The 17,098-nt window shown below is 52.6% G+C and carries 18 protein-coding genes; 9 read left to right on the plus strand and 9 right to left on the minus strand.

Annotation, left to right across the window (positions count from 1 at the left end; all coding sequences use genetic code 11):
* Nucleotides 1-577: 577 nt before the first annotated feature.
* The 9 genes from AC2CGQ_RS20660 to AC2CGQ_RS20700 all read right to left on the minus strand — a co-directional run bounded on the left by AC2CGQ_RS20660 (nucleotide 578) and on the right by AC2CGQ_RS20700 (nucleotide 8,401).
* Entirely contained in the window at nucleotides 578-1,537 is a 960-nt protein-coding gene (locus tag AC2CGQ_RS20660) for a reverse transcriptase domain-containing protein (RefSeq protein WP_484593845.1), read from the minus strand.
* A complete protein-coding gene (locus AC2CGQ_RS20665) occupies nucleotides 1,530-2,063 on the minus strand; it encodes a fimbrial protein (RefSeq protein WP_082997637.1) in 534 nt (177 codons plus the stop codon). The genes AC2CGQ_RS20660 and AC2CGQ_RS20665 overlap by 8 nt, the downstream gene beginning before the upstream one ends.
* The gene (locus tag AC2CGQ_RS20670) at nucleotides 2,060-2,545 is read right to left on the minus strand and encodes a fimbrial protein (protein WP_437211200.1); all 486 of its coding nucleotides are present in this window, start codon (nucleotides 2,543-2,545) and stop codon (nucleotides 2,060-2,062) included. Before AC2CGQ_RS20670 ends, AC2CGQ_RS20665 begins: the two co-directional genes overlap by 4 nt.
* Entirely contained in the window at nucleotides 2,542-3,075 is a 534-nt protein-coding gene (locus AC2CGQ_RS20675) for a fimbrial protein (RefSeq protein WP_374930460.1), read from the minus strand. Before AC2CGQ_RS20675 ends, AC2CGQ_RS20670 begins: the two co-directional genes overlap by 4 nt.
* Nucleotides 3,068-3,718: a fimbrial protein gene (locus tag AC2CGQ_RS20680; protein ID WP_484593846.1), complete on the minus strand. Its 651-nt coding sequence runs from the start codon at nucleotides 3,716-3,718 to the stop codon at nucleotides 3,068-3,070. Before AC2CGQ_RS20680 ends, AC2CGQ_RS20675 begins: the two co-directional genes overlap by 8 nt.
* 27 nt (nucleotides 3,719-3,745) lie before the next feature.
* Nucleotides 3,746-4,489 carry a fimbria/pilus periplasmic chaperone gene (locus AC2CGQ_RS20685; RefSeq protein WP_082997633.1) on the minus strand — a complete coding sequence of 248 codons (744 nt, stop codon included), beginning with the start codon at nucleotides 4,487-4,489 and terminating at the stop codon, nucleotides 3,746-3,748.
* A gap of 108 nt (nucleotides 4,490-4,597) precedes the next feature.
* Nucleotides 4,598-7,132: an outer membrane usher protein gene (locus tag AC2CGQ_RS20690; protein ID WP_484593847.1), complete on the minus strand. Its 2,535-nt coding sequence runs from the start codon at nucleotides 7,130-7,132 to the stop codon at nucleotides 4,598-4,600.
* Between the two features lie 128 nt (nucleotides 7,133-7,260).
* Nucleotides 7,261-7,794, minus strand: coding sequence for a fimbrial protein (locus tag AC2CGQ_RS20695; RefSeq protein WP_484593848.1), 534 nt, complete (start codon nucleotides 7,792-7,794; stop codon nucleotides 7,261-7,263).
* 79 nt (nucleotides 7,795-7,873) lie between these two features.
* Nucleotides 7,874-8,401: a fimbrial protein gene (locus AC2CGQ_RS20700; protein ID WP_484593865.1), complete on the minus strand. Its 528-nt coding sequence runs from the start codon at nucleotides 8,399-8,401 to the stop codon at nucleotides 7,874-7,876.
* Nucleotides 8,402-8,809: 408 nt separating this feature from the next.
* Between AC2CGQ_RS20700 and AC2CGQ_RS20705 the strand changes: the two genes are divergently transcribed.
* The 9 genes from AC2CGQ_RS20705 (at nucleotide 8,810) to AC2CGQ_RS20745 (ending at nucleotide 16,971) form a co-directional block, all read left to right on the plus strand.
* Complete coding sequence (locus tag AC2CGQ_RS20705) at nucleotides 8,810-9,595, plus strand: winged helix-turn-helix domain-containing protein (protein ID WP_484593849.1); 786 nt, start codon at nucleotides 8,810-8,812, stop codon at nucleotides 9,593-9,595.
* Between the two features lie 772 nt (nucleotides 9,596-10,367).
* A complete protein-coding gene (locus AC2CGQ_RS20710; protein ID WP_484593850.1) occupies nucleotides 10,368-10,988 on the plus strand; it encodes a helix-turn-helix transcriptional regulator in 621 nt (206 codons plus the stop codon).
* Nucleotides 10,989-10,990: 2 nt separating this feature from the next.
* Nucleotides 10,991-11,383: a hypothetical protein gene (locus AC2CGQ_RS20715; protein ID WP_082997627.1), complete on the plus strand. Its 393-nt coding sequence runs from the start codon at nucleotides 10,991-10,993 to the stop codon at nucleotides 11,381-11,383.
* Nucleotides 11,380-12,768: an FKBP-type peptidyl-prolyl cis-trans isomerase N-terminal domain-containing protein gene (locus tag AC2CGQ_RS20720; protein ID WP_484593851.1), complete on the plus strand. Its 1,389-nt coding sequence runs from the start codon at nucleotides 11,380-11,382 to the stop codon at nucleotides 12,766-12,768. The genes AC2CGQ_RS20715 and AC2CGQ_RS20720 overlap by 4 nt, the downstream gene beginning before the upstream one ends.
* A 426-nt stretch (nucleotides 12,769-13,194) precedes the next feature.
* The gene (locus AC2CGQ_RS20725; protein WP_063918781.1) at nucleotides 13,195-13,479 is read left to right on the plus strand and encodes a DUF3892 domain-containing protein; all 285 of its coding nucleotides are present in this window, start codon (nucleotides 13,195-13,197) and stop codon (nucleotides 13,477-13,479) included.
* 132 nt (nucleotides 13,480-13,611) lie between these two features.
* Nucleotides 13,612-14,838: an SMODS domain-containing nucleotidyltransferase gene (locus tag AC2CGQ_RS20730; RefSeq protein WP_484593852.1), complete on the plus strand. Its 1,227-nt coding sequence runs from the start codon at nucleotides 13,612-13,614 to the stop codon at nucleotides 14,836-14,838.
* Between the two features lies 1 nt (nucleotide 14,839).
* Entirely contained in the window at nucleotides 14,840-15,319 is a 480-nt protein-coding gene (locus tag AC2CGQ_RS20735) for a type II CBASS E2 protein (RefSeq protein WP_228392547.1), read from the plus strand.
* Nucleotides 15,309-15,863, plus strand: a complete 555-nt coding sequence (locus AC2CGQ_RS20740) for a 3'-5' exonuclease (RefSeq protein WP_484593853.1) — start codon at nucleotides 15,309-15,311, stop codon at nucleotides 15,861-15,863. The genes AC2CGQ_RS20735 and AC2CGQ_RS20740 overlap by 11 nt, the downstream gene beginning before the upstream one ends.
* Before the next feature lies 1 nt (nucleotide 15,864).
* Entirely contained in the window at nucleotides 15,865-16,971 is a 1,107-nt protein-coding gene (locus AC2CGQ_RS20745) for an SAVED domain-containing protein (protein ID WP_484593854.1), read from the plus strand.
* Nucleotides 16,972-17,098: the final 127 nt, after the last annotated feature.

The raw sequence follows: 17,098 nt of genomic DNA on the forward strand, positions 1-17,098 counted from the left end.
CGACGTCGGGTGTACAACATCGGGTATCTGCTCTATTTTGCATGTTACAGGGTCGGGCTTGACATCACACTTGCGGTTAGACCAAGTCCGTCCCTCCCACCCTCTCCCGTCTGACACAGCCACCTCCAAATGACAATCAGACCCCGACCCTTCTCCCCCCCCCCACGAAATCGTCGACTCATAACGCATTACCACCCCAGCTGCTATCCAGCTTTTCAATCCATCCTGAACATTCCCATAGCCTCCTACCTCATACCCGTCGCAACTTAATCCCCGCTGGGTTCGTTCAGCATCCCCATACCTGCGGTAGACCCGATACACCCATGCCCCCACTGCGTCCTGATCCTTCATTTCCAAGGTAACGTTGCAGTACGGCCTGCCGTTGTGCACCGTACGCGTTGTACTCGGAATGGAGGGATCAGACACTCGTTGATCACAATACACACACTCATGCCCCGGACTTACCGTAATCTCCATTCCGATCACATGGTTCGACCACATTCCTGCCATAAATAAGCCTAGTAATTTCAATAACCGGTACAAGTTACCCCCTGGTTGGTTTAGGGTGGGCGGTTCATTACGAACACAGTTCGTTCGCCCATAACATCCACCGAGCTTCATACGCCCGCACCCGTGACTCAGAGTCTGCTATTGACAGCCCCCGTCGACGGGCCTGCTCGTAAAGCCGCAGGCGCTTTATTCGGTGATTTTCTAACGCGCGTGGCGCAATGGCGGTCCCCGTGGGGGTAAACCACACGCCCAGCCAATCAAATCCATGTTCAATTCTCCCCAATTGGGTTTTATCCGGGTGCGTTTCAAAGCCCGCCAAATTGAAATATTGATGTAATTGCTTAACGCAGCGCCGCAGTTGCCAGCGCGTGCGGGCCAGCAACACAAAGTCATCCATATACCGCACATAGTAGATCCCCTGCTGCGCGGCAAAATGACTGTCCACGTGGTGCAATAAACTGGCACCAATCAGCGGACTAAGCGCACAACCGCGACAAATGCCGTGCTGCGGAGTAAAAATCTCGCCGCCATCCTCAACGCTGTAATACAAATACTGTGCGATAAGGCCGGTCAGCACCGGATTATCAATGTGCTGTTGCACGAGGCTCAGCACCTGCGCTTTGTGGATATGGCGGTAATACCCGCGTATATCCGTCCGATAAACGAACGCGTACTCACCCGAGGTGAGCGCCTGCCAGACCTGCGCTACAGACTGCCTGCCCCCACCGCGTCCTTTTAGATGGACGCAACGTGGATGGGTGGGCAATTGCTCTTCCACCTGCAAAGTGACCCATTTCAGCACCAACGCATCTTGTGAGCTCCACTGTACCCAGCTTTTGTCGTGATGACGGTACAATTGCATAGGTTGCAAACGGTACTTGCCGCTGCGCACTTGCTGATACAACGACTCACCATGTTCCCGCCAATGAAACCGCAGATGCCAAACATCCGCGTTGGGCGGCGCATGTCGCCGTCGTTTTCCCAACCAGCTATAGGCTTCAAGCCAATCGCGTTCAGCCTTATTCATATTCCAGGCTAAAGGTGGCGACGGCGCTGAACGGCCCACGCACAATACTGCGTTGGGCAATCGCCTCCGGCTCACCCTGCACATAGGCCAGCACCGTCAGGATGTTGTTGCCATCAATCAGGCGGTAGCCCTCACCGGCCTTGTTCAACGGCAAGGGTTGGCCCCCCAGGGTCTCCATACCGATCGCTATGCCGGATGCCCGACTGCCGCCGTCAATCGCCAGTAACCCTTTGAGGCTTGAGTTTTCCGGGCCTCGGAAGGTCACTTTCACCGTTTTCCCCAAACTCAGGTCGCATTCTCCCAGGCGTATATCGAATGCCTGCCCGTGGGTGCGCTCATTGGCATACAGGTATTTATCGATCACCGTGCCAAAATCCAGCCGCACGTTCTCATCCCCTGGCGCAATCACGCAGGGTTCGGCGACCAATGCACCGTGCAAGCGAACGTTGTCGGCCTGCGCCAAACAGCTAAATGCCAACACCCCGGCGATCAAAGCCGCATGAAAACCTGCCCCGAACCCGCTCATTGGTAAACCGCCTTCAGAGTGGCCGTCGCCTCAAACGCCCCTTCTTTTAACGTCGACCCTGGCCGTTTCACCGGCACCGCCTCCAGCTGCGGCGGATTAGTCAGGCTGATGGCTATCGGTTTGTTCAGCTCGAAAGGAACGCCGTTCTGCCGGATCTGGATCGCCAAATCGGTGACATTGGTGACAACGCCCGCTTTATCGTAACTCGCCGCTTTTCCGGCGATCTCCAGCGTCATCCGCCAGGCATTGGCACTGGGATCACAGGTGATCTGGTAATTCATCGGTTGCAAATAGTTCACCCCATCCACCTTTTTAACCCCCACCCGATTGCCGAAATCGACGTCAACATTCCCGCCGTTATTAATGGTGCAAGCCGGGGGCTCGACCAGGGTGCCGAAGAATTTCATGTTCTCCGCCGCCTGCCCCGGCGAGCTCAGCGCACCAAAGGCCAGCAACCAGGCAATACCTGAAAAGCGTTTCATTGATATTCCACCCTCATCGTCGCCCCGGCGGAAAACGCCCCACCGCTCAGCCTGGTGCCGCTGCGCTTCACCGGTACCGCCTCAAGCATGGGTTGATTAGGATAAGTAAAGTTCGACCAGCCGTTGATGGGAAAGCGTTTGCCGTTATTCAGCAGCGCAATGCCAAAATCCGCTTTGTCGGTTTTCAAAACCCCACCGTCAAACGAAGCCCCCTGGCCGTCAATCCGCATCCGCACCGCATTGGACGCTCCCCCCTGGCATTGCAGCGTGTAGTTGATTGGCATTTTTTTGTACTCGCCGTCCACACGGGTGGTCATTACGTCATTGCCGAAATTCACTTCGATCAGGTTATTGTTATTGACCTCGCATGGCGGCGCAGTCAGCGTAATTTTAACCGTCACCGTTGCGGTGGCCGTTTTCGCCAATACAGGGAAACATCCGCCCCAGAACATGAGCGCCAGACCCGCCGCAACACATGCCGGGTTTGATCTGTATGACTTATCTGCCCCCATGGCACCCGCCTTAGTCATAATTGAGCCTGAAATCCACATGGGCCGAATAGGCCCCCGCCTGCAACGCTGCTCGGGTTCGTTCCGGCGTCACGATATACTCCAGCATGTTCTGGCCCACGGCCAGCATCAGCGGCGCCCCACGGCTACCCAGGCGAATTTCCCTGCCTTGGGTGTCTACCATCCGCAATGCCACACCGGATGCCCCACGCACCGCGATTAACTGCGGGTTGTCCGCGTCCGCCGGGGCGACAAAACTGAGTGACACCGCAGGTTGATGAGCACTCCACAACAGATTACCGCTGCGTTCATCACGATTATTCGCCGGGCTGCGCAGGCAATCCTGCAAACGCAACTGAACCGCCACCGGCGTACCCTGCGCCCCGATCTTCGCCAACCTGGCAGTACCGGTTTCCCCCAGCCACACATCCTGATAAGCCGAGGTCATTTCCAGGCGACAGGCGCTTTCGGTCAAGGCACCATGCACATGCAACACCCCATTGGCACCGTCTACGTTCCAGTTATCTGCCGCACAGGCCGCAGGCATCAGCGCCAGCATGCTGCCGATCACAATCGGCACCATCAGTACCGCTGCCACTCGGGCCAACAGGTATTGCCGCTCAGGGCAAGACAGGAAGCCGTTCCTTTGTTTTTGTGGTTGCATGTTCAGTTCCTTGTTTACAGCCGGAGATCAGCTTGGCTTGACGGGGTTGGCCTTGCACTCCACTCCGCTGCAGTTGAACTGCAACTGCGGGCGACCACCATAGTCATTGACATACGTCAGCACCGGCGCATTGCCCAACGCCGATACACCAACGTTTAGCATCTCTTTGCCTTTCGGCGCGACCATCACCGGTTCAAACCCCTTGGCGCTCACCGCCCCCGGTTTATTGCTGGCATCTACGATGGTGATGTAATACGGCGTTGGATTATTAACCTGGTATTTGTCGCCCATTTTGGTCAGCGTCAGTTGCTCCTGCCAGGGGGCTGCACCCTCGGTACTGCTCAGCGCTTTTGGCCGATAAAACAGTTTGATGCGTGTCTGCAGTGCCAGCTGCAACGTGTTGGGCTTCTCACTCTTTGGCGGGATCTCACGCAGGTTGAAATAGAACAGCGTCTCGCGATCTTGCGCCAACAGGTTTGCGGCCGGTAAGGCCTGTACCTTGATCTGACTTTTTGCCCCCGGCTCCAGGCGCTGCAGTGGCGGTAATACCGTCAATGGCGTGGTGATTTTATTGCCTTGAGCGTCCTCTACCCAGCCTTGCGCCAGGTAAGGCAGCTGTTTGTTTTCATTGCTGACACTCAGACTGGTCGATTTATCGCCACCGTTAAAAACTACGCGGGTGCGATCCAGCGCTATCGCCGCCTGAGCCTGCTGAATACCCAGCACGCTAGCCAGCAGGCCGCCCATCAGCGGAAAAAAGGATTGTTTCATTAGGTTCACCGTTAATTTCTCACTTCTTTAAATTCAATAAAATGGCCGGAGAGGTAGAGAAGCAGTTCCGGCCTGCCACTGTGGCTAAATACGTTTTCGTTTCCGCCGTTATTCCGCTGTCGCGTTCTCCGGCAGCAGGCGGCACGGCAACAGCAGGTTGGCCACATCGCCTTGCGGTATTTGCGCCGGTAAGGTCAGCGCACACTGCGCCCGCCCATTCCATCGCACGGTCATATCCTCGTTCGGGTTAATGCCGCTCAGGTATACATTGCCGTCGTCGTTTACGATGCCCACATCCTGCTTTTTGTGGTTTTGCACCGTGGCACCAAACGGCGGCGTGGAGCCGTCTGCCAGGCGGATCACCGCCAACGCTTTCTCACCGGCGATCACTTCAAATCGGCGGTAGCCAATCGCCCCTTCTGTCAATGTGGCCTGTACTACGGAGCGTGTCGCTTCGGCATTCTCCGGCAGCTTGTTCACATCAATGCTCACCCGGTTGCGGTAGTAGCTGCTGACGTCGGTCACCACCGCTTTGCCGAAGCGGTTGGTACGCGTCACAGCCCCATAACCGCCGATGGGGATATCCGCCACGCCGCCGGTATCCACCATCATTCGGGTTCCGCCTATCATCCCTGACCGGTGCAGCGCCGCACCTTTCAAGGTGGCGGTCGCGCCTCCTTGCAGCGACAGTCCGGCGGACGAATAGCGCCCTTCCTGATAGCTGGCGTTGGCGTTAACCTGCGCGATATCGCCCTGATGAGTGTAATAACCGCTTGCCGTTCCACCGTTGCGGGTGATGCCGCTGCTCAACTGATAGCTGTCGCCGTTGTCCAGCCGATCGTAATACCCCACCTGGTGGGTGTTGTCGTTGCGGTCGAAACTGCCGCTGTAACTGAGCGACCCACTGCCGCCCCACGGCATCGACAGCGAGAGATACATGCCGTCATCGTTGACGCCGTTATACTTATTGCGATACCCCGTCACCGACAGGCTCAGGTTCCTGAACTCACCAATATCGAAATTGCGCGACAGCGTCAGGGTGTATCGATCGTTGGCCGCGCTGTTCCAGTAAGTCTGATGGTTGTAGTTCAGGTAGGCACTTAACCCGAGATCGCGGAAGTGCTGGCTGAAATTGATGGTGTACATCTCTTTACTGTTCTGGTTACGCGTACCGTAGGTACGCGCATCCAGGTATTCGCTCATCGACATGTAGTTCCGTTCCGAGAAACGGTAACCGGCGAAGGTGACCTGGCTGTCATACTCGTCGAAGTTTTTCGAGTAACTCAGCCGGTAGGAACCGCCTGTCAGGGTACCGTCTTCCAGTTGCGGCAAGCGTGCCCGCGACTGAGTCACGTCGAACGACAGCGCACCGAACATCATCAGATCCCGCCCGATACCGACCGCAAGGGCGTTGTAATCTCCGCCCGCGACACCGCCACCGTAAAGTGACCAGCCGTTACTGACGCCCCAGGAGAACTCACCGGTCGCAAACAGCGGTCCGTTGGTGTTGTGCTTCCAGTCCGAAGGGCGACCGCTAGCCACTTTGTAGCGCACCGTCCCCGGTCGGGTCAGATACGGGATGCTGGCAGTGTCGATACGAAACTCCTGTACGCTGCCGTCCTGTTCTTCCACCCGCACATCCAACTGCCCCGAAACCGCATCGTTGATGTCCTGAATGCGGAACGGGCCGGATGCGACCTGAGTTTCATATAGCACCCGCCCCTGCTGGCTAATCACCACCTTGGCGTTGGTGCGTGCCACCCCGGTGACCTCTGGCGCATAGCCACGCAGGTTCGGCGGCAACATGCTGTCGTCGCTGATCAGACTGGCGCCGGTAAAGCGGAAGCTGTCAAAGATGTCGGAATATAGGTAATTCTCCCCAACCGACAGCTTTGCCCCCAAACGCGGTATTGCGCGATAGGCGTAATAACGGCTCCAGTCCCAATTTTGGCGCGTGCCCACGCCGCTACCGGTTTGATGATCCAACCGCGTCTGCCAGTCCGCTCGCAGACGCCATGCCCCCAGATTAGCGCCAACCGTGCCGTTGCCGCTGAGGTTATACCCCTGCTGACCCCGTTGTTGTTGCCGTTGGGTCTGTGCGTTGAGGTAATAGTCCAGCAGTAAACCCGGCACGCCTTCATCCCAACGCGACGGCGGATCCCAGTTATCGGCGGCATATTCCAGATAGGCCTGCGGTATGTTCAGGGTCAGGTTGGCAGAACCCAAATCGGCGCGCGCCGACATGCCCGGTAGGCTATCCAAAGATAGGCATTGGCCCTTATGCCACCAGGTGAGCTTTTCTTTCATGTCCGGTTTCAGGCCAAACTGCTCCACCACTTCCGGGCTGATACACGCGGCACTGTCGTTAGCATCCGCTTCCGTCGCATAAAAAATTACTGATTGCTCTGGCAGCTCCTGCTTATTAATGCGGATCAACATCATATAATCGCCCGGCATGATGTAACCGCCACGCGAGAACTGGCCCAGGTCAATATTTTCGCGGTCTTTGACATCCAGAACATCGGTATTGAACTGTACCTCTTCCGCACTGGCGTAATACCCAAAAAAACCCAATGCGCAGGCAATATAAACACCCATGACACGCGGACGGAAGGGTAATAAAGACCAGTTCGGCATCATCATTCTTGTCAATCCCTTCATTATTATTTTTACGCCAAGGCTATCAATGCAAACCCTTTTATTCCCATGAAAACGGAATAATCCAAGGGCATACCCTGCAAGTTAAAATTTAACGTGTCGTTAGAATCCACTCAGTAATAGTCTATTTTAAATCTAATACTCGAGGTGAACTCTCCACTGCGCAATAGCTGTTGATTACTGACCAACCGCAGCGAGTAATTTAATTCTCTGTTACCTGCGGTAATATCCATTAATGGCGTTGGGTTGCCTGGCGAAACTATATTGCCTTCGCTGTCGGCAAGTTGGAGAGCAACACCACGCGCCTGCCCATCGACACCGAATAACCCATTATCCACCCGGCCATCGAACGTCACCTGAAAGCGATGCCACTTCGGTAAATTTTCGTCTATGCGCTCCAATACACAATTAACCAAGCGAATACTGAATGCGCGCGTAGCCCCTTTCCCATCACGTATTATTTGGTTCAACGGCGCTATGGACATATCAATAGTCTGATCGCGGCTCTCAGTATCAATGGCACAGGCCGTTTCTATTACAGCACCTTGCATGTTAACCCGTCCCCAACCTGCCGCAGCAAGGCTGCTCTGCATCGGTAACAGCATTAACAGGCAAAATGCCGAATAACACCTTTTTGGCGATTTCATCTCATCATTCTCCTGTACGCCGACAATAATGCATGCGGGGCATCCCCGCATGCATGATTAATCCGTTTAACAAATCAAATTATTTGTAGTTCAGGATAAAGTTAGCCACGCTCTGGAATTTACCTGGAACGATAGATTTATCATCGCCGCCATCGCCTTTCAGATAGGCGCTGAAAGCCAAAGTCGCTTCGGAAGCACCGGCGCTGATAAGCTGGCCAGCGCTTGGTTTGCCCAATTCAATGACATTATTGCTACCATCGGTAATCGCAATGCTGGCACCTTTGGCATCGCCAGTCATACCCAGCAAGCCATTTTTACCCGCCGCACCGTCAAAGGTGGTGGTTACAGTTTTCGCTGTTTCCAGGCTGCATTTTTCCAAATGGATTTCAAACGGTTTCGGGTCAGAGTTACCGCCGTTCAGCAGAGAAACGTTTGACACTGCCCCCAGATCTACAGTCTGATCAATTGACTTCGGGTCAATTGAACAAGGTGCATCAATAATAGATCCGGTGAAGGTTACTTTACCGTGCCCTTCATCAGCAGCTTGTGCGCCAGAAATAGTGCCAAATGCCAGTACGGCTGCCATCATGATTTTATTCAATTTCATTTCTACTTTATCCTTATTAAGGTCTATCCCATTTCGTGAAGTCGCCATTATTTCGGCACCTACCAGTTAACAGTTAACTTGCAACGTTACGGCTGCCGGCAACTGGTGAACATAGTAATCACAAAAAACAAAAAAAGATAAATAATCTATTTAATAGCAAAAAATTAGATTAAAAAACCAAAAAATACACCAAAAGGCAATAAAAATAGATTTTTAATTCAAAAAATATCAATTGGTTAAATTGTAATTCTTATTGATTTTCAAACACATTGGCAATAAAAAGCACCAGCATAAAAACAAGTTGACGGAGAGCACCTTCATCCAATAAGTTTTATAAATCTCTAAACAAGACTATTCTTAACGTTAGTTAAATTAAAGCTTCAGCACCAGGAATAAAAAGATAACACCATGAAATACATAATAAATCTAATCATTACCTTCGACCCGGACAGCCGGTTATTAATGCTCAGAAACAATGACCAAATTACTATCGGGTTATCCAAGCCAGCCACCCGATTGTTAATCGAGCTAATAAAAAACAATAAAAATGAACTAACGCGTGAAACGTTGATCAAGCACGTCTGGGAGGATTATGGGTTCTCTCCGTCGAGCGCCACATTGAGCAACCATATCAGTGAGTTGAGAAAAGCATTTGAGGCGTTAGGAGGCAGCAAAGACATTCTGATCACGGTGCCGCGGGTAGGCTTTAAAATGGAAGCAGAAATTCACCCCGAAACCAAACTACCGACCGTTGAAATGATTGAGCCCACGGTTGCTGCTAGTGAGCCGGCAATACAGGATAATGTAACGGCTAACTTCACAGATTCGGGCCACAAAACCACGCTGCGCCGCATGCTGAAGCCAAGCCTGGCACTTGCCCTTGGTTTATTCGCCATTACTGCGGCAATAAAGCTGATTACTCTGAACAGAGATGACGAACCTATGCTCGTCGGTGTTCAGGATAAATGCGAGATTTATACTCCTGGGGATAATAAGAAAAATAATGAACAATCTGTTCGTGCACGAAAAATGCTCTACGATGAAAAGATAGACTGCATGCACAAAAATCATGACATCTACTATATTGAAGCACGCCCTGCCAATGACTCATTGAAAATTAAGTTTATGGCGGTTTGTAATCAAAGCGCCGATATGAACTATAAAAACTGCAATAACTATAAACTGGTTGAGTAAATTGATATGAACAGAGTAATTATCTGGATGTCTATTCTTACCGTCATCGCCGCGAGCCTGTTCTTCTTCTATCTGAACAGCATCAGCTGGAAACCGTTCCGCTGTAACACTCAAGTGAGCGCAGATATGGCAACAAAAAACAGTAACAGAATTAAGTTCAACGTGAATATAAATGTTATTGCCTTTCATAAAGACTATAGTGAAGTTCTCGTGATAGGCACCCTTAAGGTGAATAGTGAAAGTTACGCTGTCTATAGGAGGGTATTTGTCACCCATAAACCCTCTGATATTAATGGTTATAGTGCAACCGTGATTACGAATGAGAAACGCCATCCTAAAGACAACGTACCCGAAACACTCTGGCAACATTACATATTACCAGAAGTTCCAGGCGTCCCATTCTACGTAGAAACAAAAAAATTAAGGAAAAACTTAATCCTTTATAAAGGACTAGACAATCCAATATTTACGTGCACCATAACGAAACAGTGACCCTCACCACGATTTAATCGCTTGCCTACAAGCGATTAAATCCCTTCCCTTCTAATTACACCCCAAAGCACCCCATATTAATCACCAAACCATTAGATTAAGACCCTCGCATGACGATACAAAACACCTTAAATCAATAAAATTGAAAAATTAAATCACAAAGAACACCAATAAAATTGATTAAATTGCATGCCGCATGGCTGGTTGGCTAGTCTGCTATCGTTATCGTAAAAAGCAGTGAAGTTTTATCAACCCCAAAAAAGCACGAAAAAATGCAATCATGAATAAAACATTGAACATCGTTATCCTTGATGAGGATAAATTTTACACCGCTGGATTAGCGATGATGTTGACGATGTACTTAAAAAACCGAGGCCAGAAAGCAGAGTTCTTTTCTAATCACGCTTTAGGAAAAACGACAGATATTGTTTTTCAGGCAATACGCTGCGGCACGTTCATCGCGCCTCACAGCTCAACCTGTACGAACAACGATAAGCCCCTGTATGTCGCCATCGCTGAAAGAAAGGATGCACATTTGCAACACTTATACCGCAACGTTAATAAATCCAACATCCTTTATCGACACCAATCGGTGAGCCTAATCTTGAAGCTTATGGAAAACATCATGATTTCTCTACAGAAAGCACCGGAGAAATCCCCCCCCTCTTCAGCAACGTTGCTTCCTAACCCACTTACACAGCGAGAACGCGAAGTGCTGCATCAACTGAAAGAGGGTAAAACACCTGCCTGCGTGGCAACCAGTCTGGGGATAAAGGTCAAAACCATCAGCTCACACAAACGCGCTGCTATGAAAAAGCTGAATTTTAAACGAACCAGCGAACTGCTCCATTGGATGATCCAGGGTGGATTAACCCACCACCAACCGAGAAAAGGAAATTGAACATGAGCTATTCGTCTCTATCCATCACGGCGGTATTGATGGGCGTACTGTTGGTCAGCGGTTGCCAGTCCCCCAAAACGCCGCAGATAAAAGCCGCCTCGGCCAGCGCATTGCAGGATGAAAAGGCCAAGCGTGAAACCCAGGATTTAAAGCAGTGCCAACAGAATTTAAACGCACTGGGGACGCTGAAAACGGCGGATTACCCGGCTAAAAAACAGGTGTTCGACAACCTGATGTCCGGCGCTTCGCAATATGCCGGTGTGCGCACCCAGGTCAACGAGCGCATGCAAGAGACCGTTGATGCCCTCTATCGTTATCAGGTGAGCTATCAATGCGCCGACATTAATCAGGCATTACTTACCGAACTGGCGAAACGCGGTGGTGCGATAAAATGATCGTCTGGAAACGGCTGACCTACCGTTTTTTGGCCTGCCTGGTTGGGGGGATGATGCTGCCAGCAGCTTCATCAGCGCCAAGCAAGGGTAATGCCGATATTCCGGCTTTGCTGCAATTTGCCGAGCAGTACAGCGAAAAAAGCTATGCGGCAGAAAAAGCCCCTGCCGCGCGGGATAGCCCTCGCACTGAAAAACGCCCAACCCAAGCTGCTGAGAAAGGTAAGCTCTATAAAAAACCGGCACCACAGCGCGAAACCTGGCGAATTAAGGATAAGGAGATCCAGCAACAGCGCACGGAAATCGCCCAGCTAAAATTACAGATAACCCGTCTGCAGCAAAACGCCGTAACGGCAAGGGTTACGCCCGACTGGGCTGCGCTATCCCAACTGGCGCAAAGCTTGCGCCAGGCGCTGGGGATGACTCAGACAGAACGCCAGGCAAAAGCCAACCTATTACAGATTCAGCAGCGGTGGGATCAGGATCGGGCGGTATTACAGCAACAGTTGTCCAAAGCAAAAGCAGAAAACCAGATCTTATCAGCGGCAGCCAACCAGCAAAAAAATTTGCTGCTGGAAGCAGAAAAGCGCGAGGCGGCGCAGCGGGAGCAACAGGCTGAATTGCGCTCGCAGCGCCAACTGATGCAAGCCGAGTTGGATGATGCCGTCAAGAAACTGGCAGATACGCGAGCCGACATAACTTCTTTGCAAGCGCGAAGCCCCCGTCTGGTGACAGCCGATGCGCTCAAAGGCGCACAACAGCGTGAGGATTACGCCGCAGGCGTTTCACTGGGAGAGGAAATTCTGCAAATGCAGGAAGAACGGCAGCGTTGGGGAGTAAAATCGGAGAAGGGAATGCTCTTGGCCGGCATTGCAGATGCCTTTGCGGGCAAGCGGATGTTGTCGGATGATGAACTCAATAACACTCTGGCCGCCGCCGAGGAAAAGGTGGTATCCGCAAGAGAAAAAATCAGTGTAGCCCAACGGCAAAAAGGCGCGGCCTATCTAGGGGAGTTCAAGAAAGATAAGCGTGCTCACCAGGCATCGTCCGGGTTCTGGTACCGTATCGACTATGCGGGCGATGCGCAGATCCCCGCTACCGCCTCGGTGGATGTGGTGGTAAAAGAAACGCTGGTCGACGGCACCGTAGTGCAAGATATGGAAGCGACTGGTGCCACGCTGTCGCAACCGGTGGCAGATTTCCCACCGTTGTTTAAAGAGGCAATTTCGCTGCTGAAAAACCACGGCACGATGACCCTGGTGGTTCCTCCAGAGCAGGCTTACGGAGAGAAAGGCTATCCACCTAAAGTTCCCCCCAACGCCACCATGATCTACACCTTGCGCATAGCGGAGGTATACCCAACCGCTCAAGCTAAAACGCAGCCCTAGCCCCACTAGCCCTGATATCTCTCATGAGTTTAATAGGGATATCCAGCTAATGTGCACCCTATCAATGACAGATAAAACCCGGCATAGCGATTAAATTAAATTAAATTAAATTAAATTACGAACATAAACACATTCAATTCAGAGTCGCCATCAACATATTATCAAATTAAATATAAATTATATGGTAATAAATTAAAAAACCATCCTATATTATTGACTGTAAGGAGAGAAAAAACATGATTAATGCGACAGATAGTTAGAAACCTCATTACCCATAATAGACTGGCTATTGAATGCACCACTATTAGCCGGCTATACATTTATAGCAGTGATTTCACCCCAGGTTACGTAAACGGATATCCAGGCCCATTGTTTCTGTTTTCCCTTACGCCTATGCGTAAATATTCCCCTAACCAAGGAGTTGTTATGTCGGACCATCAAGTCACCTGCATCAAAAAATCCGATCGCCAAAACGCGCATGAGCGCATTCAAGCTATTGGCGGCGTCAATGCCGATGGCACACGCTGGTCACTGCCCCAGGCAGACGCCATTGCCGGTATCGAGGCGGGCACCTGGCGGTTTTGGGTCACGGCGAATGGCCATTCCGTCTGGGTGATTGTCTCAACCAGCGCGGCGGGGAATAAATACCTCAAAACGCAAAATGACGGCGAACAACCCAATAACCTGCTGAGCCTGCCGGAATGCCCCTGACGCAACCCGAGTTTCATGATTGATACGGTTTGTGGGGCCGCTTGCGGCCCATCGCTTCCCCCCTTTTTATTATTGGCCGCTGTGGCGTTCTCACGCCCGCAGTACAGCGGCCCCATAGCATAAGGAAATACTATGTACGGTTCCGCGACCGCCAGAAACCTGCCTGCAGGGAAAAAACAGCGTATCGCCGATTTATTATCGCAAATTATTGAAACGCTGGATCTCACCAAAACCCAATATGCCAACATCGAAAGCGCCTATAACGGCGTCGGCACCTTCCTGGCTGAAGGCGACGACCCGCTATTGCAAGATGCCGTTATTTACCCGCAGGGCAGCGTGCGGCTCAACACCACCGTAAAACCCAAAAATGAAGAGCAATACGACATTGACCTGATTTGTTATCTGCCCCATGCCACCCAGGCGGATTATACCGGCGTGATATCGGCCATTCGCCAGCGGCTGGAATCACATAAAACCTACAAAACGCTATTAAGCGAGTTACCGCGCGGGTTTCGCATCAATTACGCCGGGGATTACCATCTGGATATCACACCGGGCCGCGATCACACCGGTGCAGCAGAACGTTTAGGTCAGCCACTGTGGGTCGTGGATGCACAAACCGCCTGGAAGGAGTCCAACCCCAGCGGCTACGCCGAGTGGTTCGAGAGCAGCGCCAGCGCGCAGCCCCTGCGCTCCATTTTGGTCATGGATTCCGCCAGCCGCGTCGGCACCGAGGCGTTACTCCCATTGCCGGACAGCACCGACAAGAAATTGCTTAATCGCATCGTACAAATTCTCAAACGCCACCGTGACGAATGGGCCGTCGAGCAGGATGAGGTCCGGCAGCGCTGCCGCCCGATTTCGGTCATCATTACCACGCTGGCGTGCCATGCCTACAACAACATCATTGCTGACAGGCGCGCCTACGACAACGACCTGGATATCCTGTTAGACGTGCTGGAACTGATGCCGGATTTCATCGTGTCGACACAGGGAGAAATACAGGTCAGCAACCCGCACATGCCGGAGGAAAACTTCGCCGAGAAGTGGAACCGTTCAGAGCAGGATGAGGGCCCTCAGCGCAGTGAAACCTTTTACCAGTGGCATACCGCGGCCCAGGCGACGTTTAACACCATCGCCGCCAGCGTGGGGGAAGATAACCTGTTCCTGAGCCTCGAAGACAGCTTCGGCAAAGACCCGGTCGATGTCGTCAGGCAACGTCTGATGGAACATATGCAGTCAGCCAGAGAACAAGGCAGCCTGCATATTGATAAGAAAACCGGCGGGCTGATTGCCACCGGCCTCGCCGGTACGGCAACCCAGGCCGGCGTGCCTAAAAACACCTTCTACGGTGAATAACGTGGTTATCAGGCATCACTGCAAACCGCTGACCATCGCTCAGCAATATCGCGCGTTGAAAGCTGGCGGCCCGTATGAACGGCTGCGCATTATCCATCACGACCGCACCCTGCTGTGGGAAGGATGGTTGCAACCCTCAGTGTTCAGCCGCCGCTACAGGGTCGCGGTCCGGTATAGCCTCGGCACCCCACCGATTTGCGTGGTGACAGAACCGGATCTCTTCACGCTGGCTGGCACACGGGCCATCCCGCACCTGTATCCCGCCGACAAGCATATTCCCGGCGCCAGGCTGTGCCTGTTTTTGCCCCGTTCACAGGCCGACGACGGGCTCAGCGAATGGCGCGCCCAGTTAAAAATTAGCGACACCCTCATTCCCTGGGCGTCGCTCTGGCTGTTTTATTTTGAACAGTGGCTGTACACCGGCCACTGGGAAGGCGGCGGCAAGCACCCACGCACCAGCGAGGTAAAAAATGAGCGTTGAACATGAAAGCTTTATCTCGGTCGATATTGAAACCGCCGGGCCCATACCCGGCATGTGCAGCCTCCTCTCTATTGGCGCCTGCGTCATCGACCGCCCGGCGGAACGTTTTTACATTGAAGTGCAGCCGCTGAATCTGCATTACGAGCCTGAGGCGCTGGCTGTCACCGGTTTCAATCTGCAGACCCAAATAACGCGCGGCATCGACCCGAAAGAGGCCATGCAACAATTTGCCCACTGGGTAACTTCCGTCACCAACGCCACGAGCAAACCGATTTTGGTCGGTTTCAATGCGGCGTTCGACTGGTCATTCATCAATTACTACTTTCACGTTTATCTCGGTCATAACCCATTTGGCTTTGCCGCCCTCGATATCAAAGCCCTGTACATGGGCGCCACCGGCTGCGACTGGCAGGACACCCGCTCCAGCCGTATCGACGCCCGATTTAATCTCAAAAACCACGGCAGCCACAACGCGCTGGATGACGCGCTGTATCAGGCTGAGATGTTTGTGAAAATCAACGCATACATGAGGGAAATGCACTGACATGGAAACGGTAAAATACATTCTGATTAAGCTGGTCGACTGGAAAACGCGCCAGCGGAAAATTCAATACCTCATCATGCTGCTCGGCGCCGGGATCCTGAGTGTGAATAACTCGCTGGGAAGGGCATTAACGCTGGAGAAAGGCGATGCCCGCTTCTCGCTGGCCGTCTCGGAGGGGAATGTCATCACGGACTATTTCGTCAATTTCGTGGCTGCATCCATCATCCTGGGGGGATTTGTCTGGTTGCTGGTCGACGCCTACCGGGAGGCTAAAATCACGGTGCGCAAAAAGGGGGTGGTTATCGAAGGGAGAGCGCTGCGCAAAGTCGCGACAACGCCGCTGCATAAAACGGTCTCCCGTCATTTCAACGGAAAGATAGACGCATTAACCCTCGATATGACGCAGCGGATGCGGGATGGCGCAATCAGTCACCCGGAAGAGGCCTTTGACGACAATATCAGCACGCTGGCCAGCAATATCGCCACCCGCATTGACGGTATCGACCATCAGGATTTGACGCTGGTGTACGGCGGGCAATTGCCGGTTCCGTTCACCTTCTACATTGGCGCCATTCTCGATGACAATGGCCCGGTCTGCGTCTATGACTGGGACAGAACGCAAGAGGCCTGGCGGTTGATTGACAACAATGCCGATGATGACCGCGCCAATTTTACCCTGATGGAAAGCCTCGTCACCTCAGCGGCCAAAGATGTGGTGCTGGCGGTCTCGGTGTCCTACCAGGCCGACATTACGGCCATACGCCAAACCTTCCCCGCCTACCCGCTGTCGCATCTCTCGCTGAGCTCCACAACGCTCGGTAATCACTGGTCGCTGTCCAAACAAACCCGGCTGGCACTGCAATTTATCGAACAGGTCAAAATGCTGACGGCGTGCGGCGCCGAACGCATCCACGTGATTTTGGCCGCCCCCAGTAGCATTGCGCTCAATTTTGGCCGCCGTTATGACCACCGCAACCTTGCGCAACTCATTGTTTATCAGTATGAGAAAGAACAGCAACCGGCCTATCCCTGGGGGGTGGTGATGCCGACGCAGGGGCAGCGTCGGGGGGCGGTGGTTAAGCCTTCCGCCGTTCCCTCAACCGACTGACTGTCGGGCTGTCCTGCGACTCAGTACAGCGTCAATAGGGGGCGAAACGAGGATATAAAAAAACCGGCCTGAGCCGGTTTGGGAGCGCTTGTCGTTATGATACCGGCCGCTCTGCGGCCGGGGTAAT

It is taken from the genome of Serratia sp. DFXYC6, assembly GCF_057196085.1.